Source organism: Mycoplana dimorpha, from assembly GCF_003046475.1.
Lineage (GTDB): Bacteria > Pseudomonadota > Alphaproteobacteria > Rhizobiales > Rhizobiaceae > Mycoplana > Mycoplana dimorpha.
In genome coordinates, this window is record NZ_PZZZ01000009.1 from 122,541 (window position 1) to 146,756 (window position 24,216).

The 24,216-nt window shown below is 63.1% G+C and carries 23 protein-coding genes; 10 read left to right on the top strand and 13 right to left on the bottom strand.

The features are described from left to right. Window positions 1–455: 455 nt before the first annotated feature. From C7449_RS19430 to C7449_RS19470, 9 genes are all read right to left on the bottom strand, one after another. Window positions 456–1,538 carry an NAD/NADP octopine/nopaline dehydrogenase family protein gene (locus C7449_RS19430; RefSeq protein ID WP_108004566.1) on the bottom strand — a complete coding sequence of 361 codons (1,083 nt, stop codon included), beginning with the start codon at window positions 1,536–1,538 and terminating at the stop codon, window positions 456–458. A 57-nt stretch (window positions 1,539–1,595) separates the two neighbouring features. After that, the gene (locus C7449_RS19435; RefSeq protein ID WP_108004567.1) at window positions 1,596–2,210 is read right to left on the bottom strand and encodes a helix-turn-helix domain-containing protein; all 615 of its coding nucleotides are present in this window, start codon (window positions 2,208–2,210) and stop codon (window positions 1,596–1,598) included. 21 nt (window positions 2,211–2,231) lie between these two features. Next, entirely contained in the window at window positions 2,232–2,807 is a 576-nt protein-coding gene (locus tag C7449_RS19440; RefSeq protein WP_108004568.1) for a peroxidase-related enzyme, read from the bottom strand. After that, the gene (locus C7449_RS19445) at window positions 2,804–3,304 is read right to left on the bottom strand and encodes a CMD domain-containing protein (protein ID WP_108004569.1); all 501 of its coding nucleotides are present in this window, start codon (window positions 3,302–3,304) and stop codon (window positions 2,804–2,806) included. The genes C7449_RS19440 and C7449_RS19445 overlap by 4 nt, the downstream gene beginning before the upstream one ends. Window positions 3,305–3,313: 9 nt before the next feature. Beyond that, window positions 3,314–4,813, bottom strand: a complete 1,500-nt coding sequence (locus C7449_RS19450) for an NAD(P)-binding domain-containing protein (RefSeq protein ID WP_245414456.1) — start codon at window positions 4,811–4,813, stop codon at window positions 3,314–3,316. Between the two features lie 94 nt (window positions 4,814–4,907). After that, window positions 4,908–5,993: an ABC transporter ATP-binding protein gene (locus C7449_RS19455; protein WP_108004570.1), complete on the bottom strand. Its 1,086-nt coding sequence runs from the start codon at window positions 5,991–5,993 to the stop codon at window positions 4,908–4,910. Next, window positions 5,993–6,787 carry an ABC transporter permease gene (locus C7449_RS19460; protein WP_108004571.1) on the bottom strand — a complete coding sequence of 265 codons (795 nt, stop codon included), beginning with the start codon at window positions 6,785–6,787 and terminating at the stop codon, window positions 5,993–5,995. Before C7449_RS19460 ends, C7449_RS19455 begins: the two co-directional genes overlap by 1 nt. Further along, window positions 6,787–7,773, bottom strand: coding sequence for an ABC transporter permease (locus C7449_RS19465; protein WP_108004572.1), 987 nt, complete (start codon window positions 7,771–7,773; stop codon window positions 6,787–6,789). The genes C7449_RS19460 and C7449_RS19465 overlap by 1 nt, the downstream gene beginning before the upstream one ends. Before the next feature lie 145 nt (window positions 7,774–7,918). Beyond that, window positions 7,919–8,986, bottom strand: a complete 1,068-nt coding sequence (locus C7449_RS19470; protein ID WP_245414457.1) for an extracellular solute-binding protein — start codon at window positions 8,984–8,986, stop codon at window positions 7,919–7,921. Between the two features lie 427 nt (window positions 8,987–9,413). Between C7449_RS19470 and C7449_RS19475 the strand changes: the two genes are divergently transcribed. Further along, window positions 9,414–10,733: an MATE family efflux transporter gene (locus C7449_RS19475; RefSeq protein ID WP_108004574.1), complete on the top strand. Its 1,320-nt coding sequence runs from the start codon at window positions 9,414–9,416 to the stop codon at window positions 10,731–10,733. A gap of 115 nt (window positions 10,734–10,848) precedes the next feature. Here the strand turns inward: C7449_RS19475 and tdh are convergent, their stop codons facing one another. From tdh to C7449_RS19495, 4 genes are all read right to left on the bottom strand, one after another. Continuing rightward, window positions 10,849–11,871 carry an L-threonine 3-dehydrogenase gene (gene tdh, locus C7449_RS19480; protein WP_108004575.1) on the bottom strand — a complete coding sequence of 341 codons (1,023 nt, stop codon included), beginning with the start codon at window positions 11,869–11,871 and terminating at the stop codon, window positions 10,849–10,851. Between the two features lie 17 nt (window positions 11,872–11,888). Beyond that, window positions 11,889–13,091, bottom strand: a complete 1,203-nt coding sequence (locus tag C7449_RS19485) for a glycine C-acetyltransferase (RefSeq protein WP_108004576.1) — start codon at window positions 13,089–13,091, stop codon at window positions 11,889–11,891. Between the two features lie 487 nt (window positions 13,092–13,578). Beyond that, on the bottom strand, window positions 13,579–14,892 hold the full coding sequence (locus C7449_RS19490) for a glutamine synthetase family protein (protein WP_108004577.1): 1,314 nt from the start codon (window positions 14,890–14,892) through the stop codon (window positions 13,579–13,581). Continuing rightward, a complete protein-coding gene (locus tag C7449_RS19495) occupies window positions 14,882–15,784 on the bottom strand; it encodes a MurR/RpiR family transcriptional regulator (protein WP_108004578.1) in 903 nt (300 codons plus the stop codon). The genes C7449_RS19490 and C7449_RS19495 overlap by 11 nt, the downstream gene beginning before the upstream one ends. Before the next feature lie 157 nt (window positions 15,785–15,941). On the opposite strand from C7449_RS19495, the gene C7449_RS19500 reads away from it, so the two are divergent. The 9 genes from C7449_RS19500 to C7449_RS19540 all read left to right on the top strand — a co-directional run bounded on the left by C7449_RS19500 (window position 15,942) and on the right by C7449_RS19540 (window position 24,108). Then, window positions 15,942–16,757: an N-formylglutamate amidohydrolase gene (locus C7449_RS19500; RefSeq protein ID WP_108004579.1), complete on the top strand. Its 816-nt coding sequence runs from the start codon at window positions 15,942–15,944 to the stop codon at window positions 16,755–16,757. Further along, window positions 16,747–17,397: an isochorismatase family cysteine hydrolase gene (locus C7449_RS19505; protein ID WP_170115955.1), complete on the top strand. Its 651-nt coding sequence runs from the start codon at window positions 16,747–16,749 to the stop codon at window positions 17,395–17,397. The genes C7449_RS19500 and C7449_RS19505 overlap by 11 nt, the downstream gene beginning before the upstream one ends. A gap of 118 nt (window positions 17,398–17,515) precedes the next feature. Beyond that, entirely contained in the window at window positions 17,516–18,688 is a 1,173-nt protein-coding gene (locus C7449_RS19510; protein WP_108004580.1) for an ABC transporter substrate-binding protein, read from the top strand. Window positions 18,689–18,740: 52 nt separating this feature from the next. Beyond that, window positions 18,741–19,475 (top strand): ABC transporter ATP-binding protein, encoded by a 735-nt coding sequence (locus tag C7449_RS19515; protein ID WP_108004581.1) that lies wholly within the window; start codon window positions 18,741–18,743, stop codon window positions 19,473–19,475. Then, window positions 19,468–20,175 carry an ABC transporter ATP-binding protein gene (locus tag C7449_RS19520; RefSeq protein ID WP_108004582.1) on the top strand — a complete coding sequence of 236 codons (708 nt, stop codon included), beginning with the start codon at window positions 19,468–19,470 and terminating at the stop codon, window positions 20,173–20,175. The genes C7449_RS19515 and C7449_RS19520 overlap by 8 nt, the downstream gene beginning before the upstream one ends. A 5-nt stretch (window positions 20,176–20,180) precedes the next feature. Then, the gene (locus tag C7449_RS19525) at window positions 20,181–21,071 is read left to right on the top strand and encodes a branched-chain amino acid ABC transporter permease (protein ID WP_108004583.1); all 891 of its coding nucleotides are present in this window, start codon (window positions 20,181–20,183) and stop codon (window positions 21,069–21,071) included. A gap of 13 nt (window positions 21,072–21,084) precedes the next feature. Beyond that, window positions 21,085–22,116 (top strand): branched-chain amino acid ABC transporter permease, encoded by a 1,032-nt coding sequence (locus C7449_RS19530; RefSeq protein ID WP_108004584.1) that lies wholly within the window; start codon window positions 21,085–21,087, stop codon window positions 22,114–22,116. Further along, window positions 22,113–22,781, top strand: a complete 669-nt coding sequence (locus C7449_RS19535; RefSeq protein WP_108004585.1) for a cysteine hydrolase family protein — start codon at window positions 22,113–22,115, stop codon at window positions 22,779–22,781. Before C7449_RS19530 ends, C7449_RS19535 begins: the two co-directional genes overlap by 4 nt. Before the next feature lie 13 nt (window positions 22,782–22,794). Further along, window positions 22,795–24,108, top strand: coding sequence for an aspartate aminotransferase family protein (locus C7449_RS19540; RefSeq protein ID WP_108004586.1), 1,314 nt, complete (start codon window positions 22,795–22,797; stop codon window positions 24,106–24,108). Window positions 24,109–24,216: the final 108 nt, after the last annotated feature.

Sequence of the window (24,216 nt, forward strand, 5' to 3'; positions counted from 1 at the left end):
CTCCAGACTGGCCTTGGCCGGCGCCACCACGGCCGTCGGTGTTGCGGCAGGTGCCGCGGAATGGCAGGCCATGCGGATGGAGGGGCCACCGTAATGATCGAAATCGGCCAACCAATCCTGCGAACCGGTCTTTAGGGCGTGAATTCCCCCTTCATTACTCCATACCTGCGCTCCCATGTAACGGTGGAACGGTCCGGTTCTGCGGTACCGAAGCCTATGGCTGCAAAGCTTTTCCCGTATCCCAGTTAATCTGCCGGGCCTGATCCTCCAGACGCCGGTCGGCATCGAATTCCGGTCCCCGCCAACGGCGGCGACGGCCTGCAGCACCGATGGATTTTACACCCACAAAGAAGGGCAGGTTTGCAGGCGCAATGCCATGTGAATGCGTTCTTGTGGGCGCGATGGAACCTGAATGGAAAGCCGCGGCACAAGCGTGAGCGCCGCGACTTCAAGGCTCACTTGGCCGGCGCGTATCCGTCGCGGCAAAGAGCGTTCAATTCGCTCAGCGACATTGCATCGAGATCGAGCGCCAACAGCAGGTCGTTTTCGGCGGCGAAGTCACGGCCGTACATGGCGGAGAAGATCTTCACGCCGGCTTCGTGCAGGTCCGCCGGCTCACCTGCCAAGCGCCCAAGCTTGGCCGTCATGACCAGGCCGAAGGGGACGTCCTCGGTGACATAGCGGCTGTCGGCGGTCGCTGGTCCGGTCCCGCCATTGCCGGCTTCGTGCATTTCCTGGTTCATCTGCGAGATCGAACTGATCGGCACGTGGAATGACAGGTGGAAATGCTGGAAGATGTTGCGCACCTCAAGGCCGAGCTTGGTGGCAATCGCTATGCGCTCTTGGTCGAGTTCCTCAAGCAGGCGGCCGACCTTCGGCGTCACGTTCTGCCCCTGGCTCCATGTCTCGCCGCGTTCCATGCGCGTCATGTTGCCGAGCGCAATGCCCATATGGTTCTGCGGATTGAGGTTGGAGAGCGCGATCGCCATCAGGCTGCCCCGGTCGACGAAGCGGTCGCCAAACAGCGCTTGGCAGACGGCAAATCCGGCATCGCTGCGCGAAGCCGGTAGCGTGGCGAGATCGATCCGCTTGCGCACGGTGTTGACGTTGACCGAGGTCGGATCGAGCTGGCGGCCGGTCACGACTGTTGTTCCCCAGGCAACGATCGTTGCGGTGACGCCGCGGCTGGCCAACAGCCGGGACAGATACAGCGCGCCGAACGATGCATGAGAGCTGAAGATGACGGTCTGCGAGGGCGTCACATGTGGCGCGATTGCGTCGAGCACGCTCTTGTGACCATAAGCCGGCAGTGCGATGACGAGGGCCTCGGCGTCGCCGACCAAGGCCTCGGCGTTCGGCGCCACGTTCGGATGGAAGGTGCCTTCGATGGCGCCCTGAGCAGTGAGCGCCTCGCCCGCTGCCAAAGCCTTCGTGCGCTCGCCCGATGGCGACCACAGGATTGCCTTGTGGCCCTGCTGTTCGAGAAAAGCCGCCGTTCCAAACGCGATTGAACCTGCTCCGACGATGCCTACGCGCATTCCACTATCCTTCTCTTAAACTGTTTTGTCCCACCGGTGATGAGCACCGGGGTGGTTTCATTTTGGTCGCTTCAATGTTCCGAGGCTGCTGCCGCTGATCTCCCCTGATGCGACGACCAGAAACGCACGGGCCCCCACCTGTCCGACGCTGGTCAGCGAGTGTGGCACGTCGGCTTCGTAGCGTGCCGTTTCCCCAGCTCGCACGATCATCTCGTTGGCAGCGCTGCGCACGACGATTTCACCATCGATACAGTGCAGATGCTCAATTGTACCGGCGCCATGCGGATCGCTGACCAGCTTGCCGTCCGTCTCGAAATTCAGGAGATACCATTCAATCAACGGCACCATGCCGGCGGGGGACAGGATCTGCAGCGTGCAGCTGCCGTCGGCGCTGCGGATGGTGGGCGTCAGGTTCTCCGGCTGCAGGTCGATGCGGCTCGCGCGCTCCTCGCTGGCGCCGCTGATCAGGCTGTTGAGGTCGATATTGAGCGCCCGGGTCAGATGCCACAGCGTGCCGTAAGTCGGATTGGCATTGCCGCGTTCGATCTCGGAGAGCATCGACCGCGAGACTCCGGATCGCGCGGCAAGCTCGGCAAGGGTCAGCTTCTGCTCCTTCCGAAATGCCTGAAGGCGCGGCCCGATCTCGGGCGGATTGTCCGAACGCACGCTCATTCCAATGCTCCCTCCCCCGGGTCACTCGGCCAACGGTTCCCCCAGCGTATGCATGAGCCGGTTGGCCCAGCCGAACAGCGATGTCGACAAGATGAGATCCAGGATCTCGTCCTTGCCCAGGCCGGCATCGACGAGCGCTTGCAGGTCGGCTTCATCCGCGTCGGACGGGCACTTCGACAGCTTGACCGAAAAATTAAGGATTGCCTTGAGCCGAGGTTCGATATCGGCATCGTTTCCATCGGCGAAGATCGCGTCGATGACCGTCTCATCCTTGGTCAGTTGGTTGTAGCGCCCGGCATGGACTGCCGCGCAATAGATGCAGCGATTAACCATCGAGGCGCCCACCGCGCCGATCTCGCGCTCGGCCCTTGAGAGCCCGCCCTTATTATACATGACGGCGTTGAACAGTGGCGTCCGATGTTTCAGGGTTTCGACGTCATGGGCCAGCACCAGCACATAGTCCGATACCTTGGTGTTGGATGGCGTCACCTTCAGAGCGTCGAGTTGCTCGCGGCTTGCCTCCGCGAGGTCGAGCGGCGTCACATAGGGCTTCCAAACCGGAACTGTGGTGGTGAATTCGTGAACGACCCTGCTCATGCCAGCCCCCGCATCAGCCGCAGCCCGGCGGCGACCCTGATCTGATAGCTGACGAAGGCGATCAGCTCCGCCAGCCGGACGATGTCGGCCTCGGCTATGCCAGCCTCGCGCAGCAACTCGATGTCATGCCGCGTCGCATCCTTCGGCGCGTGAGCCACGAGGTCGACATGGCGCATCAGCGCCTTGAGCCTGATGTCGCCGCCGCCGTCAAACCAGATGTCGGCGAAGCGAGCGGCATCGCCCGAAGCGTCGGCCTTGTCGAGCAGCGTCTCGAAATGCGCCTCGAACTCGCTGTCGTTGTTGATCTTGGCGATCCGGCAGGCGAGTGCCGCGCGCTCGGCATGGCTCAGTCCGCCCGGCGTTTCCGGCATCAGTGCGCCGTCATGGGTCTGCTGGGTCAACGCCATGACGTCGGCTCGTCCCGCCACCACTTCGGCCAGGGCGCTACCCGGCTCGATGCCTACAATCCTGGCGATTACGTCGTCGTTCTCGGCCACGCCGTCCTCCTAAGCCTGCTTGCGGACAAAGGTCCGCTGGTCATCCGGCAGCGGCGACGCCGTCCACTCGTCGCCGCGCAGTTCCGGCGTGTCGTAGTCGAGCAATCGCTGCCAGTGCTGGTCGAAATTCTCCTGGTAGAGCTTTGCCGCGACTTCGCGCGCCAGGATGGCTGCTCCCTCGCTTATGCCCGGGATGTCACCGCTCATCTTGCCGAGGCTCGCAGCAGCACCGGCGTTGAAGCTGTGAATGTTGGACAGCCAGGGCGCCGTGCCCGGCTCGCGCTCGATGAAGGTGAAGTCATCGGCGAGATATGGGAATTTGCCCAGATCGCTGTTCTCCTCGCCGGCCGGCGGGATGTACCTGTCCTGCCAGAGCGCAATCTTGTCGGCATAGCCATCGAGTTCCTTGCGCGCCAGTGGATCGACGGTGAAGCCGGTGCCGAGGATCAGGAAGTCCGTGCGCACGGTCTTGCCGGACGGCGTGGCGATGACGATCTCCTCACCGTCCAGTTCGACTTTCTTGACGGCGGCATCGAAATGGAAATAGGCATTGGAATGGCGGCTGACGCGCATGGTGGACCCGCGCGGCGCCGGGGTCTGGGTGCGGAGCGAATAGTTCATGATCTGCCAGCGGCGGGCGTCATCGAGGCGCGGAAATGCCGCCGTGAAACCGAATGAGCCGATGCCCATCAGCTTGTTGATCGTGGGCATCTCCTTGCGGCGGATCAGGTGACGCACCTCGGCGGCACCCGCTTCCAGCGCTTCCGCCGCGTTGTCGACAGCCGAGGCGCCGACGCCGACCACCACGACGCGCTTGCCGCGCAGGGGTTCGAAATCAATCGGGTCGGACGAATGTGCCCAGTATTTCCGGGGCAGACCATCGATGAAGCCGGGAATGCTCGGATGGCCCATGCCGTCTCGGCCAGTGGCCATCACCACCTTGCGGGCGAGGACCGATGTCTCGCGAGCCCCGCCACCGCTCAACGTCAGGCGCATGAGGTCGCCCTCAGGCAGGATCTTGCCGACCTCCACGTCGTTTTCGACCGGCAGTGCCAGGACCTTCCGGTACCAGCGCAGGTAGTCCATCCACATCGGCCGCGGAATCTTGTCGAGCCCGGCCCAGGCGTCGTTGCCGAAAAGCGCGACATACCACGAGCGGAATGTGAGCGATGCCATGCCGTAGGCGGGGCCAACCAGTTGCTTGGGCGAACGCAGGGTCTCCATGCGGGCGTAGGTCAGCCACGGCCCCTCGAACCCCGATGGGCTGCGGTCGAAAATGCGGATGTTGCGGATGCCGCCGGCAAGAAGCGCGAAGCTGGCAACCAATCCGCACATACCACCGCCGATGACGACGACGTCATGGACGTGTTCGCCGCTTTCTGCCCTTGTCGGCACGACCCAGTTGGCCGGCGGATAGCACAGGCACGCGAGATCATCACGAACGCGTTGCTCGAGTTCGGCGAGGCCGGTTGGAGGGGAGTGCAGCGGTGCCTGCGCGTCATACGCCACGCTTCACCTCCGTCCTATGATAAATCGTCATTCGCATTGCGTGCTCCGCCTGCTTCCGGTTCGCTCTGTCGGCGAACGCCGAGCCGTCCTTCACTCAGTTGTGTGCATGCCGGTCGGGGATGACCGTTGCCGTTTCCGGCTTCCAGCCGACCCAGACGTCTTCCCCGTTGAGCTGACCGACGTCGCTGGGATGAACGAGCGCGTTGAGCGTCGCCCCGCCGCCGACTTCGATCATCAAGGACGTGTGATTGCCCTTGAAAACACGCTGGCGAATCTTGCCCTTGATCCGGTTGCCGCTGGTCGGCTCGGCTGCCGAGCAATGAATTGCCTCCGGGCGGAGCACGACATAGAGGTGGCCGCCGACCTTGGGAGCAAGTCCGCCCTGGTCGGCCTTGATGGTGATGCCGTTCCAATCGAGGGTCACGACGTCGCCCTCGGTGCCGACCATGGTGCTGCGCAACAGGTTGGTTTCGCCGATGAAGTTGGCGACGAATACCGATCCTGGCTTGCCGTAGAGCGTGTCCGGGTCGCCCATCTGCTCAATGCGGCCCTTGTTCATGACCACGATCGTATCTGACATGGTCAGGGCCTCCTCCTGGTCGTGGGTGACGAAGATGAAGGTCTTGCCGGTCTTCTCCTGGATCGATTTGAGCTCGATCTGCATCTGCTGGCGCAGCTTGGCATCGAGCGCCGACAGCGGTTCGTCGAGCAGCAGCACTTCCGGGTCGGGGGCAAGCGCACGCATCAGCGCCACGCGCTGGCGCTGGCCGCCCGACAGTTCCGACGGCAGCCGCGCGGAATAGTCTTGCAATTGCACGAGTTCGAGCAGTTCCGACACGCGGCGGTGGATATGCTGGCGGTCGTGCCCCTTCAGTTCGAGGCCGAAGGCGATGTTCTTCGCAACGCTCATATGCGGAAACAGCGCGTAGTCCTGGAACACGATGTTGACGTTGCGCTTGTTGGGCGGCACCCGCGTGACGTCCTTGCCGCCGAGCATGATGCGGCCCGAGGTTGGCGTCTCGAAGCCGCCGAGCATGCGTAGCGAGGTCGACTTGCCGCAGCCCGACGGGCCGAGCAGCGTGACGAACTTGCCCCGCTCGATCGCAAGGTTCAGGTTTTGGACGGCAACGTGGCTGCCGTAGCTTTTGGTAATGTTATCGAACTTGACGACGGGTTCCATCAGCGGGTCCTCGCACGGCGGGTCATGAATTCGGCATAGAGCCCGACGGCGGCGGTAACCACCAGCACGAGCGTCGCCATGGCGTTGATTTCAGGAGACATGCCACCCTGCACCTTGGCAAAGATGAGCATCGGCAGGGTCGGGCGATAGCCGCCCAGGAAGAAGGTGCGGACGAAATCGTCGATCGACAGGAGTACGCAGAAGATCATGCCCCCAAACAGCGCCGGTCCCAGGTAGGGCAAGGTCACGCGGAAGAATGCGACCACGCTGTCGGCGCCGAGATCGCGGGCGGCATCGACGAGGTTGCCAGGCATCGTGCGCAACCGGGTAAGCGCCATGACCACGACGAAGGGGACGGCATGGACGGTGTGGCCGAGGATGATCGCCGCCGTGCCCGTCGGCATGTCGATGGCCGAGACGAAGATGCGCAGCGAGATCGCCGAGATCATTCCGGGCACGACGGCGGGCAGGCAGGCGAGAGCGAAGATGACGACCCGGCCGCGAATGCCCTCGGCCACGATCAGCATGGCGATCCAGGTGCCGAGCACGGTTGCCGACACCGTCGCTGCCGCGGCGATCATGATCGAATACAGGCAGGCCTCGAGGAACTGCTTGTCCTGCATCACCTTGACGTACCAGTCGAGCGTCCACTCCCCGATGGGGAAGGCGATGAAGTTGGCGTCCTTGAAGCTCATCGCCATCATCAGCGTGAGCGGCAAAAGCAGATAGAGGAGAAAAGCCCAGTAGCACGCCGTCAGCGTCGCGCGCGGAGCGTCCGCGAACATGTAGCGCATCAGAATGCACTCCTTTTCTTGCCGCCGACGAGGCGCATGAAGATGGCGGCCGTGATCAGCGCCGTGACAAGCATGATCAGCGCGAAGGCAGCACCCACCGGCCACTTGTCGCTGGCGCCGTGGAAGAAGCCGCTGATGGTCTCCGGAAACAGGACCGTGTTGGGACCGCCGAGCAGCATGGGCGTGGCAAAGACGCCGATGCACGTCAGGAATACCAGCGAGCACCCCGATACGATGCCGTCCCTGGACAGCGGCAGGACGATCCTGCGGAACCGCGTGAAAGGACCGGCCCCGAGGTCTGCGGCGGCATCCAGCAGCGGCGACGGGATTTTCTCGATCGCCGAATAGAGCGGCAACAGCATGTAAAGGCAGATCAGATAGACAAGGCCGAAGCCGAGCGAAAACGAAGTGTAGAGCATCGGGATCGGCCGGTCGATCAGGCCGATCTCGCGCAGCAACACGTTGACGGCGCCTCGATTGGCGAGAAGCATGATGACGGAGAAGGTGCGGATAAGCTCGCCGGCCCAGAACGGGACCAGAAGCAACAGCAGCGCCTTGGAGCGACCCTCGGGCCTGACGATCTTGGCGACGTAGTAGGCGACCGGGTAGACGACGACCAGCGTCGCGGCCGTTGCGATCGTCGCGAAGATGAAGCTCCGGATGAGCGGCGTGAAATACAGCGATTCCCGGAAGAAGATGGCGTAATTGTCGAGGGTGAAGTGGGATTCCACCCCGGGCAGCACCGGGTAGTGGGACGTCAGGCTGATCTTCAGCATCTGATAGATCGGCCCGACATGCAGCATGACCAGCCAGATCAACGGTACGCCGGCCAGGAGGATGATCCGGCCGATGCGCGTCTCCACCACTGCCCCCAGCGTGTACCGGTAGAGCGCGGAGTTGACCACCTTGGCTATGCCGGTCGAATACTTGGGCACGGACGCCTCGCGCCCTGCCGGATAGCCGGCTGTCGTGTTGGTACTCACCATCGAACAATCTCGGTTGACGCAACCCCACCGGCGCCACGTCGCGCCGTTCGGCAGTCAGTCGTTGCGTGTTGTTGGAAGGGCCCGCCTGCCCGGAGGCGTCGCAACGCTCCGGGGCAGGCCGCAAGCCATGCGAGACGTGGCGGCGTCAGGCCGCCTTGACCTCGGTAGTGGCGCGGTCGATCATCTCGTTCTTCATGTCGCGGTTGACCGACGAGAAGAACACGATCCGCTCGACTTCCTCCTGCGGCAGCGTCAACGCAAGTTTCTCGCGTTCGTTGAGCAGATCGCCGACGCCGTTGATCGTCGAGCTGTAGCCCGACTGGCGGGTCATCGCAGCGCCGACTTCCGGGCTCGCCAGGATGGCGTCGAGCAGCTTGTAGGCGTTCTCGGCGTTCGGCGCATTGTTGACAACGTTGAGCGTGTAGCAGAAGCCGAACGTGCCTTCCTTCGGTACGGACACCTGAATCGGATGCCCGTCCATGATCAGCTTCGCGGCCGCACCCGACCACGAATGTGCCAGGTAGATGTCCTCGTTGACGAACATTTGCTGCACTTCGGAAGCGGCGTCGTAGTACTTCCGGACCATGTCCTTGTGCTTGATCAGGAGGTCGCGCGCCTCGTTGACCGCCTTCTGGGCCACTTCGGGCTTGCCTTCATACGAGACGAAATCGCCGTCATGGCCGAGGTACTGCATGGCGATCGTCAGGAAGTCGCTGACGATGTAGGAGGTCTGCGCCTTGTACTGCGGATCGAACATGATCTCCCAGCTCGGCGCGTCCTTCACCTGGTCGACGTTTCGGGCGAGGCCCTCGTAGCCGGAGAGAACCGGCAGGCCCCAGAGATTGCCGTCGACGCGCGCCCATGGCGCATCCTGGTAGGCCGTGTTGAGGTTCTTCCAGTTGGCGATCCGGCCGGTGTCGAGTGGCTGCAGCAGCTTGGAGGCGATGAACTGCGAATAACGGTGGCCGGCCACGGTGCAGATGTCGGTCGAGGGGTTGGCGCCCTCGGCGGTCAGCAGGTTGTACTGCTTGCCCTGGTCGTCGGTCAGGCGGACTCGGACCTCGATGCCGGTGTCCTTCTGGAACTTGTCCAGAAATTCTTGCGGCAGGAATTTGTCGTAAGTCGTTACGTTCAGGACGCCGCCCGCAGCCCAAGCCGAACGAATAACGTGCGGCGCGGCCAGTGCAGCGGCGCTTCCGCCCAGCAATTTCAATGCGGTTCTGCGGGTTGGCTTTAGGATTGAAGACAATTGAATTCCCCTTTTTCTTCAACAAGAGCATCGCAGGGCACGCATATCCCGGTGCATTCGCGGATGTCGAAGCACCAGGAATGCCAAAGACCTGAATTTTTGCATGACCTCCCTAAGAAGAAACCCAGGAACGAGTAAAAACGACTTGCCATCGTCCAGTATACCGTCCTAGATTTCCGCTAGAATGGAATTCTTCTGGAAAACCGAACATATGTCAAGCGCCATAATGTTGACCCAGGCAGGCATCGTGTCAGCTGCTCCTGGCGCGTCATCCCCACGATAGCCCCAACACCCTGCTCGCGTGGAATTGCAGCGCCTCTCCGCAAAGCATGCGCACGTTCCTTCCGTTTCATAAGCACCGCCGCCCGCGGCCACCTTGGAGAATAGCCAGATGAACATCGCAGCGGCTGCATACACGCGGGAGAACTGGAATCAACGCATCGTCGTTCTCGCAATCCCGATAATCCTGACAAATCTGGTCCAGCCGATCCTGTCGTTGGTCGACACGATCGTGGCAGGTCATCTGCCCGGCTCCTGGTTTCTTGGGGGCGTTGCCCTGAGCGGGGTGTTGTTCAATTTCATCTTCTGGAGCTTCGGCTTCCTGAGGATGGGGACCACGGGCCTTGTATCGCAAGCCTGGGGCGCGGACGATGCCGTCATGACTCGCGTGCACCTTTTGCGCGCCCTGCTGGTGGCCGGCATCGCCGGTCTCGTGATCGTCGCCTTGAAAACGCCGCTCATCGAGCTCGGATTCGCAATTCTGGGCGGCAGCGACAAGGTCACGGCAAGTGCGGTGGAGTACTCTTCCGCGCGCATCTTGTCCGTGCCAGCGGCGCTGGGCAATTTCGTGCTGCTGGGCTATCTCCTGGGCCGCCAGCAAGTGCTGGTGTCCCTTGCCCTGCAGGTACTGCTCAACCTCATCAATGTCGCGGCGACGCTCACGCTGGTGCATGTCTTCGGCTTTGGGGTCGCCGGCATCGGCGCGGGGACCGCAATCGCGGAATGGGTGGCGTTCACCATCGGCATCGTTATCGTGAAGCCATTCGGCGCCAACGTCGCGTGGCGCGAGATCATCGATGCGGCCGCGCTGAGTCGCCTCTTTGCGGTCAATCGTGACATTTTCCTGCGCAGTTTTTGCCTGCTCATATGCTTCGGCTGGTTTGCCCGCAGCGGTGCTCGGGAAGGCGATGCTATCCTGGCGGCCAACGCCGTGCTCCTCAATCTGCACGGCATCATGTCCTATGGCCTGGATGGCTTTGCGCACGCGACCGAGACGCTGGTCGGCTCGATCATCGGTGCACGCCGCCGCGACGCATTCCATCGGGTCGTGAAGGCAGCGTTCGTGTGGTCCGGCTTCGTGGCAGGCCTTTTCACGCTGACCTATGCGCTCGGCGGATCGGCCATCATCTCTCTTCTGACCGACCAAGAGGACATCCGGGTCATTGCCGAACGGTTCCTGCCCTACGTCATCGTCCTGCCGCTCATTTCAGTGGCCAGCTACATGCTTGACGGCGTCTTCATTGGCGCTTTGCAGACACGGGAACTGCGCAACAGCATGGCGATCTCCACGGCTGTCTTTCTTGTCTCCGCCTACACGCTGCAGCAGGCGGTAGGCAATCATGGATTGTGGATATCGATGGTGATCCTGATGCTCCTGCGGACGGCGACACTGGGTCTTTACCTGAGGCGGATCTCCGGCGCGCTCGTATAGCGCATCGCCTGACCATCGCCGCTGAGTGCTGCATCAACGTCGTGCCTGGCTGGATCGGTCAGGTTGGCAGGAGGTCCTTTCAGCGACAGGCGGGCGCCCCGACGGGTGCCAAAGCCTACCACTCGAGCACGATTTTGCCGGCCTCACCATTGGCGGCGTTGGCGAAGGCGGTCTCGTAGTCGTCGGCCCTCATCCGACTGGTGATGACCTTGCGGATGTCGAGGCCGCTTTCCAGCATCGCCAGCATCTTGTGCCAGGTCTCGAACATTTCGCGGCCGTAAATGCCCTTGAGCGTGATCATCTTGAACACGACCTTCGCAAGGTCGAACTGGAAGGGCCTTGCCGGCACGCCCAGCAGCGCGATGCGGCCACCCATCAGCGTATGGTCGACCAGCTGTTCGAAGGCGGCAGGCGAGCCGCTCATCTCAAAGCCGACATCGAAGCCCTCGCGCATGCCGAGCCGGCCCATGGCCTCCCGGAGCTCTTCCGTGGCGACGTTGACCGGAGTGACGTCGGCCACTTGGGTGGCGAGTTCGAGGCGCTTGGGATTGATGTCGGTGATGACGACGTGGCGTGCGCCACAATGGCGGGCGACCGCCGCCCCCATGATACCGATCGGACCGGCGCCAGTGATCAGCACGTCCTCTCCGGCGACGTCGAAGGAAAGTGCCGTGTGGACGGCATTTCCGAGCGGGTCAAGGATCGCGCCCAGTTCGTCGTCTATCGAATCGGGCAACGGCACGACGTTGAAGGCGGGGATGCGCACATATTCCGCGAATGCGCCAGGCAGGTTGACGCCGATGCCCTGCGTCTCGGGGTCGAGATGGTAACGGCCGGCGCGGCTGGCCCGGCTGCGCATGCCGATGATATGGCCTTCCCCCGAGACGCGCTGGCCAACCTTGAGGCCGCGCACATGCGAGCCGAGTTCGACGATCTCGCCGGCATATTCGTGGCCGGTGATCATGGGCACCGGCACGGTCCTGGCCGCCCATTCGTCCCATTTGTAGATGTGGATGTCGGTGCCGCAGATGCCGGTCTTGTTGACCTTGATCAGCACGTCGTCGGGGCCGACCTCCGGCACGGGGCGGTCTTCCATCCAGATGCCGGGTTCAGCCTTGGCCTTGACCAGTGCGCGCATGCGAGAGCTCCCGAATTTCAGAGGATGCCGACCGACTTGCCGGCATCGGCGAAGGCGTCGATGGCAAGGGTGATGTCCTGATCGTCGAGGGCGGCCGACATCTGGGTGCGAATGCGCGCCTTGCCCTGAGGAACGACCGGGTAGAAGAAGCCGGCGACATAGACGCCCCGCTCGTCGAGGGCTTGGGCCATTCGCTGCGCCAGCACGGCATCGCCGAGCATGACAGGGATGATCGGCGTCTCTCCCGGCAGGAGCGTGAAGCCAGCCTCGGTCAGGCCATCGCGGAAGCGCATCGTGTGGCGGCCGAGTTTGGCGCGCAGGTCATCGGCGGCGCGGGCAATCTCGATCGCCTTCAGAGAACCGGCGGCAACCGCCGGCGCGAGGCTGTTGGAAAAGAGGTAGGGACGCGCGCGCTGGCGCAACAGGTCGACGATCGGCTGGGATGCGGCGATGAAACCGCCCATGGCCCCGCCCAGGGTCTTTCCCAGCGTGCCGGTGACGATATCGACCCGATTGCCGACACCGGTCAGCGCTGGCGTGCCTCGGCCCTCGTCGCCGATATGGCCCGTCGCATGGCAGTCATCAACGGCAACAATGGCGCCGTAGCGATCGGCGAGGTCGCAGATCTCCTTCAGCTTGGCGATGTGGCCGTCCATCGAGAACACACCGTCGGTGACGATCAGCTTGAAGCGGGCGCCGTCGGCGTCGGCCTGCTTTAGCCGGGTCTCCAGGTCGTCCATGTCTCCCTGCGCGTAGCGGTAGCGCTTGGCCTTGGAGAGCCGCACGCCGTCGATGATGGAGGCGTGGTTAAGGCTGTCGGAGATGATGGCGTCCTGATCGGAAAGCAGCGGCTCGAACAGCGCGCCATTGGCATCGAAGCAGGCGGCAAACAGGATCGCGTCGTCCTTGCCGAGATAGCCGGCTATGGCGTGCTCCAGTTCGCGATGCAGCGTCTGGGTGCCGCAGATGAAGCGCACCGAGGCCATGCCGAAGCCGAACTCGTCGAGGGCTGCCGCTGCGGCCTTGCGGATTTCGCCATTGTCGGCGAGGCCGAGATAGTTGTTGGCGCAGAGATTGACCATCCGGCGCTCGCCCGCCGCGCCCTTCACCCTGATGCGCCCGGACTGCATGCCCGCGATCTGACGCTCACGCTTGTAGAGGCCGTCGGCCTCGATGCCCTGAAGAATCGTCGCGATATGGGAGAGAAAGTCCTGATCCATCGGTCCCACCGTCCATTATGACGGAAAATCCAATATATTGGATCATAGGTTAGGTCCAGTGGAATTTTCGTGCCCCGCCGCTGCCGATTATCGGCGACGTTCTCTGGTCGCGCCAATGCGGAAGAAGGCTTATACAACCAAAAATCGTCTCAACGGCGCCCACCGGCCAAGCTAATCCTGAGCGGTATCCTCGAATGCGCCGAGTGCGGCGATCCCTGCGCCATCATGGCCAAGGATCGCCACGGCTGCACCAATCAAAGGTAGCATCTGCCGATCGACGGCCTTCGCGGCGCCTGAAGCCAAACCAGAAGACGATCCAAGGGCTGGAGGAGCTGTGCCCAACAAGTCGCCAGAACCGCGGCGGCGATCCCGAACGAGCCCAAACCCGGCGACAGCGTGTTATGGAGGAACTGAAGGGCATCGAACGCGAGCAACGCCAGATCATCAGGCCGATCAGTGAGAGCAAGGCCGACTGCCGCTGGCAGCGTCAATAGGCACTCTCGTAAGCGGCGCAGATGTCCACCTGACTCTTGTCGGCCAAAAAGGCGATCTCACCTTCCTTGTGCTTCACGTATACATCGGCAAAACCCTCGGGAAACCAACCGCAAACGGTCGAATTCTCCTTGAAGCGCTGGAGGGCCGCCTCCAGCGTCTGCGGCAGACGGACATAACCGCGGGCGGCCAGAGCTTCGGTGCTCAGCAACGAGAGATCTTCCTGGGTCGCCTCGGGCACCTCCAAGCCCTCCTCGATTCCCTGTACGCCGGCATGGACGATCGCGGCGAGCGCCAGATGCGGATTTGCGGCACCATCGGCGGCACGGAACTCGAAGTTGAACTGCGAGGCGCGGTCGATGTCGCTGATGTCGGAGACCGGGCAGATGCGCACGGAGGCTTCCCGGTCACGAAAGCCGAGATTGTTGAATGCAGCGCTCCAGCGATGCGGGGTCAGGCGCAAATAGGAAACCACGCTCGGCGCAGTGATGGCGACGATCGAGTCGAGATACTTCAGGATGCCGGCGACGAATTTTCCTGCAATGTCGGACAACTCGTGCTTGCCGTTCGGATCGTGGGTGACGGGATTGCCCTCCGAATCCAGCATGCTCATGTGCACGTGCACGCCGTTGCCGACGCCGGCGGGATCCCGGATCGGCGTGAAGGTCGGATCGTAGCCGAGTTCGCGCGCAACCAGCCCGACTAGCTCACGCGTGATCAGCGAATGGTCCGCGATGGTGACACCCTTTTGCGGCCCCATCGTCACCTCGAACTGGCCCGCGCCGAATTCCTTCAGGATAGTGTCCGGCGTCACACCGGCCTCGCGCATCGCGGCGACGATCGCCTCACAGAAATGGCGCTCCTCCTGAAAGCCGCCAAGCGTGAAAGCCTTTCCCACTTCGGAAACGAGATGCTTGATCTGGAATTCATGCTCGAAGGCGCCGTAAAGCGTGACGCCCGCCACCTTTTGCAGGCGTTCGAGTGCTGCTTCGAGGATCGAGCGCGTGCAGAATTCCCAGGGCCGCCCGTCCGTATAGCGGATGTTGCCGAGAACGAAATTCTCGTTCGGCGCCCCCTCCTCGCTCTCGACGCTGACGCGGGTCGCAGGATCGGGAATGAGCACGAGATCGCCGAGGGAGCCGAAGGGGCTTTCGGCGATCGCGTCGAAGCAGGTGATCTGCACATTGGTCGGCGTCCAGCCGATCCCGCGCTTCAGGCGCTTTTCCATCTGCGCCAACGGAAAGGCCTTGCCGCGCACCTTGCCCGAGAGATCGCCGCAGCAGGCAACCATCATTTCTTCACGTTTCATTTGTGTCCCCATCGATTTTGTTTTGGTCATATCCCGGCAGCGAGAAGCGGACGCCGTCCCAATCGCCGATGCGCTTCTGCGTCGCCTCCCAATCAGCTTCGGAGACGCGCACAATCAGCGCCTCGGCGAGAACGATCGCGGCCGCGACCGTATCCCAAGCCGTGCCTGCATCAATCGGCAGCGCGATGATGTGATCGGCGCTGCGTGCGGCGGGAGACATCCATTTGTCGGTGACGACGACGATCATCGCGCCTTGCTTTTCGGCAATCGTCTCGGCAAGGCGCGAGAGGCTGGGCTGGTACCGCCGGAAGTCGAACAGCACGACCACGTCCTTCTTGCGCATGCGCAGCACATGCTCCGGCCAGAATTCTGGATTGTCGGCCATGTGGTAGATGCCACTGCGGATCTGCCGCAGATGAATCGACAGGAAGGAGGCGACATTGTCGCTGATGCGGCCACCAAGCAAATAGATGTTGCGCGAGGAATCCGCGAGAAGAGCGGCAAGAATGTCGAACTGCGCCAGCGAAACCGTCGCCGTCATTTCCTGCAGGACGGAAGAAACCCGCGCGATGTATTCCGGCAGAAACTCCGTTTGACCAACCGGCCTCTGGGTGGACTTCAGGTCGAGCGGCGAACGCCGGCCCTCCTTCAACTCGGCAATCAAGTGGCGTTGCAAATCATGGAAACCGCCGCAGCCGATCTTGCTGACGAAACGGGTGATGGAGGGTGCGCTGACGCCGGTTTTCGCTGCCAGTTCCTGGATGCTTTCAAGACCGGTGAACGGATAGTCTGCAAGAATGGCGTTTGCGATCTTGCGCTCGCTGGCGGTCAGCTGCGCTGCGGCCTCGCGAATTCGCGTACGGACCGTCGTCGATGCTTTCCCATCGCTCATTGGCGTTCTTCCCTTGTTGGGGGCGGATATTTGCGCCATGAAAAAATTTAGTCAAATGGAAAAATCGGATTGACTATGATTGAAAAATTTCTTTGACTGACTGCCATCGAAGCCCGCGCCGCCGGCCAATGCCGGATCGCCTGACGGATCTGTTTGCATGCTCAGGTTCACAGATCGCGACACGACCAGAGTGCTGACCGCAGGCGACCCCGACCCCGTCGTTCGGGTCAATTCCGAGGGCGCCTCGACCATCTTTCTGACCTGCGAACATGCCGGCCGGGCCGTGCCGACGGCGCTGGGCGACCTTGGCGTCGCACCAGAGGAAATGGAGCGGCATATCGCCTATGACGTCGGCGCCGAAGGCGTTGCTCGCGGCCTTGCCGAACGCCTCGATGCCGCGCTCATCCTCCAGCGCTACAGCCGCCTTGTGATCGACTGCAACCGCCCCTTCGAGGCGAAGGATTGCATCGTCCTTCAAAGCGACGGCACCCCGGTTCCGGCAAATGCCGATATATCGGATAGCGAGCGCCGCGCGCGCTATGTGGAAATCCACCAGCCGCTGCACGAGGCGATTGCCACGGCGCTCGACCGGCGCCAGGCGGCGGGCAAGCCGTCCCTCCTCGTCTCTGTGCACAGCTTCACGCCGGTCATGCGCGCAACGGGCGCCGTGCGCGATTTCGAACTCGGCCTTCTCTACAATCGCGATGCACGGCTCGCCGAACGGCTGGTCGAGACATTTCGCGCGGCCAATCCCGACGTCACGGTGAAGCTCAACGCGCCGTACCACGTCGACGATATCTCGGACTACACGATCCCGGCGCATGGCGAGCGGCGCGGCATTCCGCATGTGCTCATCGAAGTGCGCAACGACCTCATCAACGACGCCCGTGGGCAGCAGGAATGGGCCGAGCGCCTTGCCAAGCCGCTGCGCCTTGCGGCGGAAAACCTCGAAGGAACCCCTGATGGCCACTGACCATCTGACCACGCGAAACGTACCGCTCGACCCGGCCGCCTCCGCCATCCTCTTCATCGACGTGCAGAACTTTTCGGTGCGCCGCGAAGGCGGCGAGTTCAAGGACGTCTCCGATGCGGAGATCGAGGGCAAGTACGGCTATTATTTCAAGCGCATCCACGAGGTGGCGATCCCTAACATGCAGCGCCTGCTCGACGGCTTTCGCAAGGCCGGTATCGAAGTGCTGCACACGACGATCGAGAGCCTGACCAAGGACGGCCGCGACCGCAGCCTTGACTACAAGATCACCGGCTTCAACGTGCCGAAGGGCTCGTGGGACGGCAAGGTCATCGATGAGCTCGAGCCGCTGGATGACGAGATCGTCCTGCCGAAGAGCTCCTCCAGCGTCTTCGTCTCCACCCATATCGACTATATCCTGCGCAATCTCGGGGTGAAGCAAATCGTGCTGTGCGGCCTCCTCACCGACCAATGTGTGGAATCCGCCGTGCGCGACGCCTGCGATCTCAACTACCTCGTGACGTTGGTGCCGGATGCCTGTGGCACCTACTCGCAGGAGCGGCACGATTTTTCGCTCAATGCCATCAAGGGCTATTGCCGCCAGATCTCGACCGATGATCTCCTGAAGGAAATCGGGCAGTAAAGTCTGCCGGGGAGGACCGGCGAAACGCAACAAGGAGCATTCGAAAGCGGACCGTACAAAAAACAAAAGACCGGCCCGCCTCCATTCACTGCCATAAGGCATCATAAGGGGAACGATAATGAAAACGAGGACTTCCAAACTGCTTCTGGCGGCAAGCCTGGCGCTTGCCTCTTCCGCCGCACTTGCCGATGACGACAAGATCGTGATCGGCGGTGCATTGTCGATGACGGGCATCCAAGCCCCGCTCGACACCCCCGGCTATAACGGCGCCCAGGTGGCGGTTAAATATCTCAACGACAATGGCGGTGTGCTCGGCAAGCAGATCGAGTTCATCAATATGGACGGCAAGTCCGACCCTGTGACAGTTGGCAACGTCGCCGTCGAGCTGATCGACAAGGGTGCTCAGGTCATCGTCGCGCCGTGCGACTTCGACTTCGGTTCGCCGGCAAGCCGCGAAGCGCAGTCGGCCGGCCTCGTCGGCATCTCGACCTGCGCCTCCGACCCGCTCTATTCGTCCTGGTCGCTCGGCGACAAGCAGTTCACGCTCTCCATGTGGAACACCACGATGGGCGCGACGGCAGCCGATTTCGCGGTCAAGGAGAAGGGCTGGAAGACGGCCTATGTCGTGACCGACCAGTTCATCGCCTATACCAAGTCGCTCTCGAAATATTTCGTTGAGCAGTTCAAGGCCGATGGCGGCGAGATCCTGCTGGAAGACACCTATACCAACGGCGACAACAACTTTTCCGCCCAACTCGCGCGTCTCCAGGCGCTCGGCAAGAAGCCGGACGTGATCTTCGTCTCGTCCTACGGCACGGATATCGGCGTGATCATCCGCGCGCTGCGGGAAGTCGGCTATGATGCGCCGGTCCTCGGCGGCGACGCCTATGACGACCCGGCCATGCACGAGTCGCTCGGCGAAAAGTTCGGCAACAACGTCTTTTTCGTCACCCACACCTGGATGGGCCCGGAAGCGCATCCGGACATGCCGAAATTCATCGAGCTCTATACGCAGATGCACGGCAATGCGCCGGATACGTCCTTCGTCTCGACCGGCTGGGACACGATCATGATGATCGCCGACGCGATCAAGGCAGCTGGCACGACGGAAGGCGGCGCGCTCGCTAAGGCGCTGGAAGACGGCCAGTACAAGCTTCTGACCGGCGACCTCGACTACGGCACCGCGGAAGAGGGCCATGTGCCGAACAAGGCAGCGGCCATCATCGAGCTGAAGGGCGGCAAGCCGAGCTTCGTGGGCTGGCGCAAGCCGGAATCCCTGCCCAAGCCCTGATCCGCATTCCCGGGCCGGTGTCATAGCCGGCCCTCCCAATTTCGGAAAAGCCATGTCTGAAACGCGTCTCGCGGCAAACGACGTGTCGGTGGAATTCACCGGCCTCCGCGCCCTCGACCATGTGTCGCTTTCTGTCCTCACCGGCGAGGTCGTCGGCCTGATCGGGCCGAACGGCTCCGGCAAGACGACGCTCATCAATGCCATCACCGGCCAGGTGAAGCTGGCGACCGGCACGATCGTCGCCGGCGACACCACGCTGTCCGGCCTCTCGCCGCGCGAGATCGCGCTTGCCGGGGTCAGCCGCTCCTTCCAGATCGTCCGCCTCTTCAACACGATGACGGTGCTGGAAAATGTCGAGGCCGCCGCGCTTGCAAAGGGCGCATCCCGCGCTGTCGCAGCCGAACGCGCGGCCAGCCTTCTTGCCGAGCTCAAGCTTTCGGCGAAGGCGGACGAGTTGGGCGAGAGCCTCAGCTACGGCGACAAGCGCCGGGTCGAGATCGCTCGGGCGCTCGCCGCCGAGCCGCGTTTCCTGCTCCTCGACGAGCCGGCGGCCGGGATGAACGACGCCGAGACCGAAACGCTGCTGCACACGCTTGCCGACCTGCCGAAGACGCGCGGTCTCGGCCTGCTGATCATCGACCACGACATGGGCCTCATCATGCGCCTCTGCCACCGGCTGCATGTCCTCGCCTCCGGCCGCACCATTGCCGAGGGCGATGCCGCCCATGTCCGCAGCCATCCGGCCGTCATCGAGGCCTATCTCGGCAAGGGGGCGGTCAATGCTTGACGTCACCGATCTTTCCGTCAGCTACGGCACGATCCGCGCCGTGCGCGGCATCAGCTTCACCGTCGGCAAGGGCGAGCTAGTCAGCCTGCTCGGCGCAAACGGTGCCGGCAAATCCTCGACCATCAAATGCATCGCCGGCGCGCTGAAAGCGGCGGGCGGTTCGATTGCGCTCGAAGGCAAGGATATCACTGCCGCCAATCCCGAGCAGGTCATCCGCGCCGGCCTTGCCACCGTGCCTGAAACCCGCGACGTGTTTCCGGACCTGACGGTCGCCGAGAACCTCATGCTCGGCGCCTACATCCACCGCCGCGACCAGGCCGGCAACCGGCAGAACCTGGAAAAGCTGCACACGCTCTTTCCGCGGCTTGCCGAACGCTCCGGCCAAGCCGCAGGAACGCTTTCCGGCGGCGAGCAGCAGATGCTCGTCATCGCCCGGGCGCTGATGGCGCGGCCAAGCGTGCTGCTCCTTGACGAGCCCTCTCTCGGCCTCGCGCCCGCCATCGTCGAGCGCATCTTCGAGATGATCGCGACGCTGAAGCAATCGGGTCTCACCATCCTGCTCGTCGAGCAGAACGTGAACCAGGCGCTTTCCGTCGCCGACCGCGCCTATGTCATGCGGCTCGGCGCAATCGTCGCATCCGGCACGGCCGACGAGATCCGCTCCGGCAGCGATCTCAGCGCGCATTATCTGGGAGGCTGATCCCCATGGCTTTCGCGATCCAGTTCGTCATCGACGTCTTGAGCCTTGGCGGGGCCTATGCCCTCATGGCGCTCGGCCTCGTCATCATCTACGGCATCCTGCGCCTCGTGAACTTCGCCTATGGCGAACTCATCATGGTCGCCGGATACACGATGTATCTTTCCAGCGGCTCCGGCCTACCCTGGCTCGTCATGGCCACCCTTGCCGTCGGCATGGCGGTGCTCTTCGGCATCCTCACCGACTATGCCGCCTTCCGTCCGGTGCGCGCCAAATCGGTAACGGCGGTGCTGATCACCTCCTTCGCCTTCTCGAACCTGCTGCAGAACGCGGCGCTGCTCTTCATCTCGCCGCGCCCGCGCAATGTGCCGCTGCCCGAAATCTTCTCGCAGACCATCTCGATCGGCGGGGCGATCACGCCGGTGCGCAACCTCATCACCATCGCCGCCTCCATCGTGCTGCTCGCCGGCGTGGCCTTCCTCATGCGCAAGACGACGCTCGGCATCGCCATGCGCGCCGCCGCGACGAATTTCACCATGGCGCGCATGCTCGGCGTACCGGCAAATCTCATCATCTCCTCGGCCTTCGCGCTGTCGGGCTTCCTTGCCGGCGTCGTCGGCATTTTGTGGATCGGGCGCATCGGCACGGTCGTGCCGGGCGTCGGGCTGGAGCCGCTGCTCGTCGCCTTCATCGCCACCGTCATCGGCGGCATGCGCAGTCTTCCCGGCGCTGTCGTCGGCGGCTTCCTGCTGGCGCTGATCGATACGACGCTCAACTACACCCTGTCGCAGGATCTCCTGAAATTCCGCGACGCCTTCACCTTCAGCCTCGTCATCCTGATCCTGCTCTGGCGCCCCCAGGGCCTCATCAAGGGCCCGGCGAGCGGCCAGCGGACCTGAAGGAGCGGACCTCATGAAACATTCCTACCTCACCGCCGTCATCCTGATCGCCGTCATCGCCGCCGTCGCGGTGGGCAGCCAGGTCCTCGGCATCCGCCTCTACGACCGCATCGCGACCAATCTCCTGATCTCGCTTGTGCTCGTCGTCGGTCTCCAGACCTTCATGGGCAATTCGGGCCTGCTTTCCTTCGCCCATATCGGCTTCATGGGCCTTGGCGCCTATACGTCCGCCGTACTGACCATCCCGGCCCAGATGAAGGGCATGGCGCTGCCGGATCTCTACGGGTTCATGAAGGCCGTGGAGATTTCGCCGCTCCTCGCGATGTTCGCGGCCGGACTGGTGGCCGCGGTTGTGGCGGCGGTCGTTGCCTATCCGCTGATGCGGCTTTCCGATGCCGCGGCCGTCATCACCTCCTTCGCGCTGCTTGTCGTCCTCTATACCGTGATGAACAACTGGAGCGCCTTCACCAACGGTCCGCGCACGCTCTTTGGCCTGCCAAAAACCACGGAATTGCCGGTCGCCGCCATTGTCGCGGCCATCGTGGTGGTCGTGGCGCTGGTCTTCAAGGAATCGCGCACCGGCAAGCTGCTCCGGGCCTCCCGTGAGGACGAGGTAGCCGCCGCCGCGCTGGGCGCCAACATTCCGCATCTGCGCTGGCGGGCCTTCATCCTTGCCGCCTTTATCGCCGGGATCGGCGGGGCGCTGTGGGGCCATTTCATCACCTCCTTCGCACCCAAGGCTTTCTACCTGAAGGAGACCTTCCTCATCATCACCATGCTGGTGATCGGCGGGGCGAATACGGTGACGGGAGCTGTCGCCGGCACCATTCTCGTCACCGTCGCCTACGAGGGCCTGCGCGGCACCGAAGGCGCGCTGAACGCCACCGCGGCCGCCGCCGGGCAGGTCGTCGGCCTAACCGAGATCGTTCTGGCGCTCGCCATGATCGCCGTGATGATCGTCAAGCCGGGCGGCCTCTTCCCGAACCGAGAGATCGGTCACATCCTCAACCGCACACGCCGCAAGAAGGAGATTGCCACCCCATGAGCTGGAAAACCGCCTATCGTTCCTTCTACTATGCCAATGCCGAAGCGCCCGACGACATCGTCCTCGACCCCGAAACAACGGCGCTGCTGGTCATCGATATCCAGAACACCTATCTCGATCCGAAGGATACGCCCGAGGAAACCGCCCGCTGGCAGCCCTTCTACGAGGGCATGCGGAAAACGGTGATCCCAAACACGGCGCGCCTCATCGAGGAATGCCGCAAGCGCAAGGTGGAGGTCATCTTCGCCCGCATCGCCTGCTTGAAGCCAGACGGCCGCGACCGCTCGCTGAGCCAGAAGAAGCCCGGCTTCAACTACCTTCTGCTGCCGAAGGACCTGCCGGAAGGCCAGGTCGTGCCGGAACTCGAACCGCGTGCCGACGAGATCGTTATCACCAAGACGTCTGACAGCGCGCTGACCGGCACAAACTTGCGCCTCGTTCTCCATAATATGGGCATCAAGAACGTCATCTGTTGCGGCATCTTCACCGACCAGTGCGTCTCCTCCACGGTGCGCAGCCTCGCCGACGAAAGCTTCGGTGTCCTCGTTGTTGAGGATTGCGGCGCGGCGGCGACGGACGAACTGCACCGGCGGGAGCTGGAGATCATCAACATGATCTACTGCCACGTCGTCCAACTCGACGAGGTTCTGACCTTCTTCAGATAGCGAGGATAGCTGCATGTCCGGTCTCTACGCACGCGAAAGCCGGTCCGTCTCGAAAATGGCGCACCTGCGGTTCTTCCCGCAGGCGATCGTTGGCGGCAATGGCGCGTATGTGACCGGCGACGACGGCCGGCAACTTCTTGATTTCGCCGCGTCTTGGGGTGCGGCGAGCCTCGGTCACGCCCATCCCGCCGTCCGCGACGCGGTAAACCGTGCACTTTCGGATCAGGCGGGGGCGAGCTACCTCTCCGCCGCAAACGAAGCCTGCGTCCTCCTGGCCGAAAAGCTGCTGTCGCTCGTGCCGGAGCGCGCCCGCGGCCGCGTCTGGTTCGGCCATTCCGGCTCGGATGCCAACGAGACCGTCGCCCGCATGGTCGTTACCGCCACCGGCCGGCCGCGCATCATCGCCTTTGACGGCGCCTATCATGGCGGCACGGTCGGCTCCATGGCCGTCTCCGGCCATCCGGCGCAGCAAGGCACGCGGGCAAAGGGTCTGACGCTCGTGCCCTATCCGAACAGCTATGTCGCCGGCAGTCCCGAGGCGGCAAAGGACGCAGCCCTCGCCCATCTCGAAAGACTTTTCGCAACCGAGGTGCCGCCGGAAGAGGTCGCCGCCTTCTTCATCGAGCCGATCCAGTCGGACGGCGGCATGCTGGTGCCGCCCGAGGGCTTCTTAGAGGCGGTGGAGGCGCTTTGCCGCCGTCACAGCATCCTCCTCGTCTCGGACGAGGTGAAAGTCGGTCTCGGCCGCAGCGGCCGGTTCAACGCCTTCGAACATGCGGGCATCGAACCGGACATCGTCGTCTTCGGCAAGGGCCTGGGCGGCGGCTTGCCGATTTCCGCCGTGGTCGGTCCCGAGCCGATCCTGAACCACGCCGTCGCCTTCTCCCTGCAGACCGTGCATGGCAACCCGGTCTGCGCCGCCGCGGCGCTCGCCGTTTTGGAGACGATCGAGCGCGACCATCTCATCGAGAATGCCGAACGAACCGGGCACGCACTGGGGGATGCGCTTCGCGGTCTTGCCGAGCGTCATGCTTTGATCGGCGATGTCCGTGGCCGCGGCCTTGCGCTGGGCGTCGAGCTCGTGACGGATCGCACCACCCGCGAGCCGGCCGCGCGGCAAACGGCGCTCACCGTCTTCCGCGCCTTTCAGCTCGGCCTCGTGCTCTATTATGTCGGTGTGCGTTCCAATGTGCTGGAATTCACCCCGCCCCTGACATTGACGCAGGGCCAAGCGCTCGAAGGCGCCGCCATCCTCAATCAGGCACTCGCCGATGTCGTTGCGGGACGCGTCGACGAAAGCTTATTGGTCAATTTTGCGGGCTGGTAGACTCCCGACGACCCTGAACAGGCTTCAAATCATCTCGCGGACTGCGTTGAGGAATGAGGCGGCCGAAGCGTAGCATCCCGACTTCCGCTTCGCCGGCCACAATTCTGA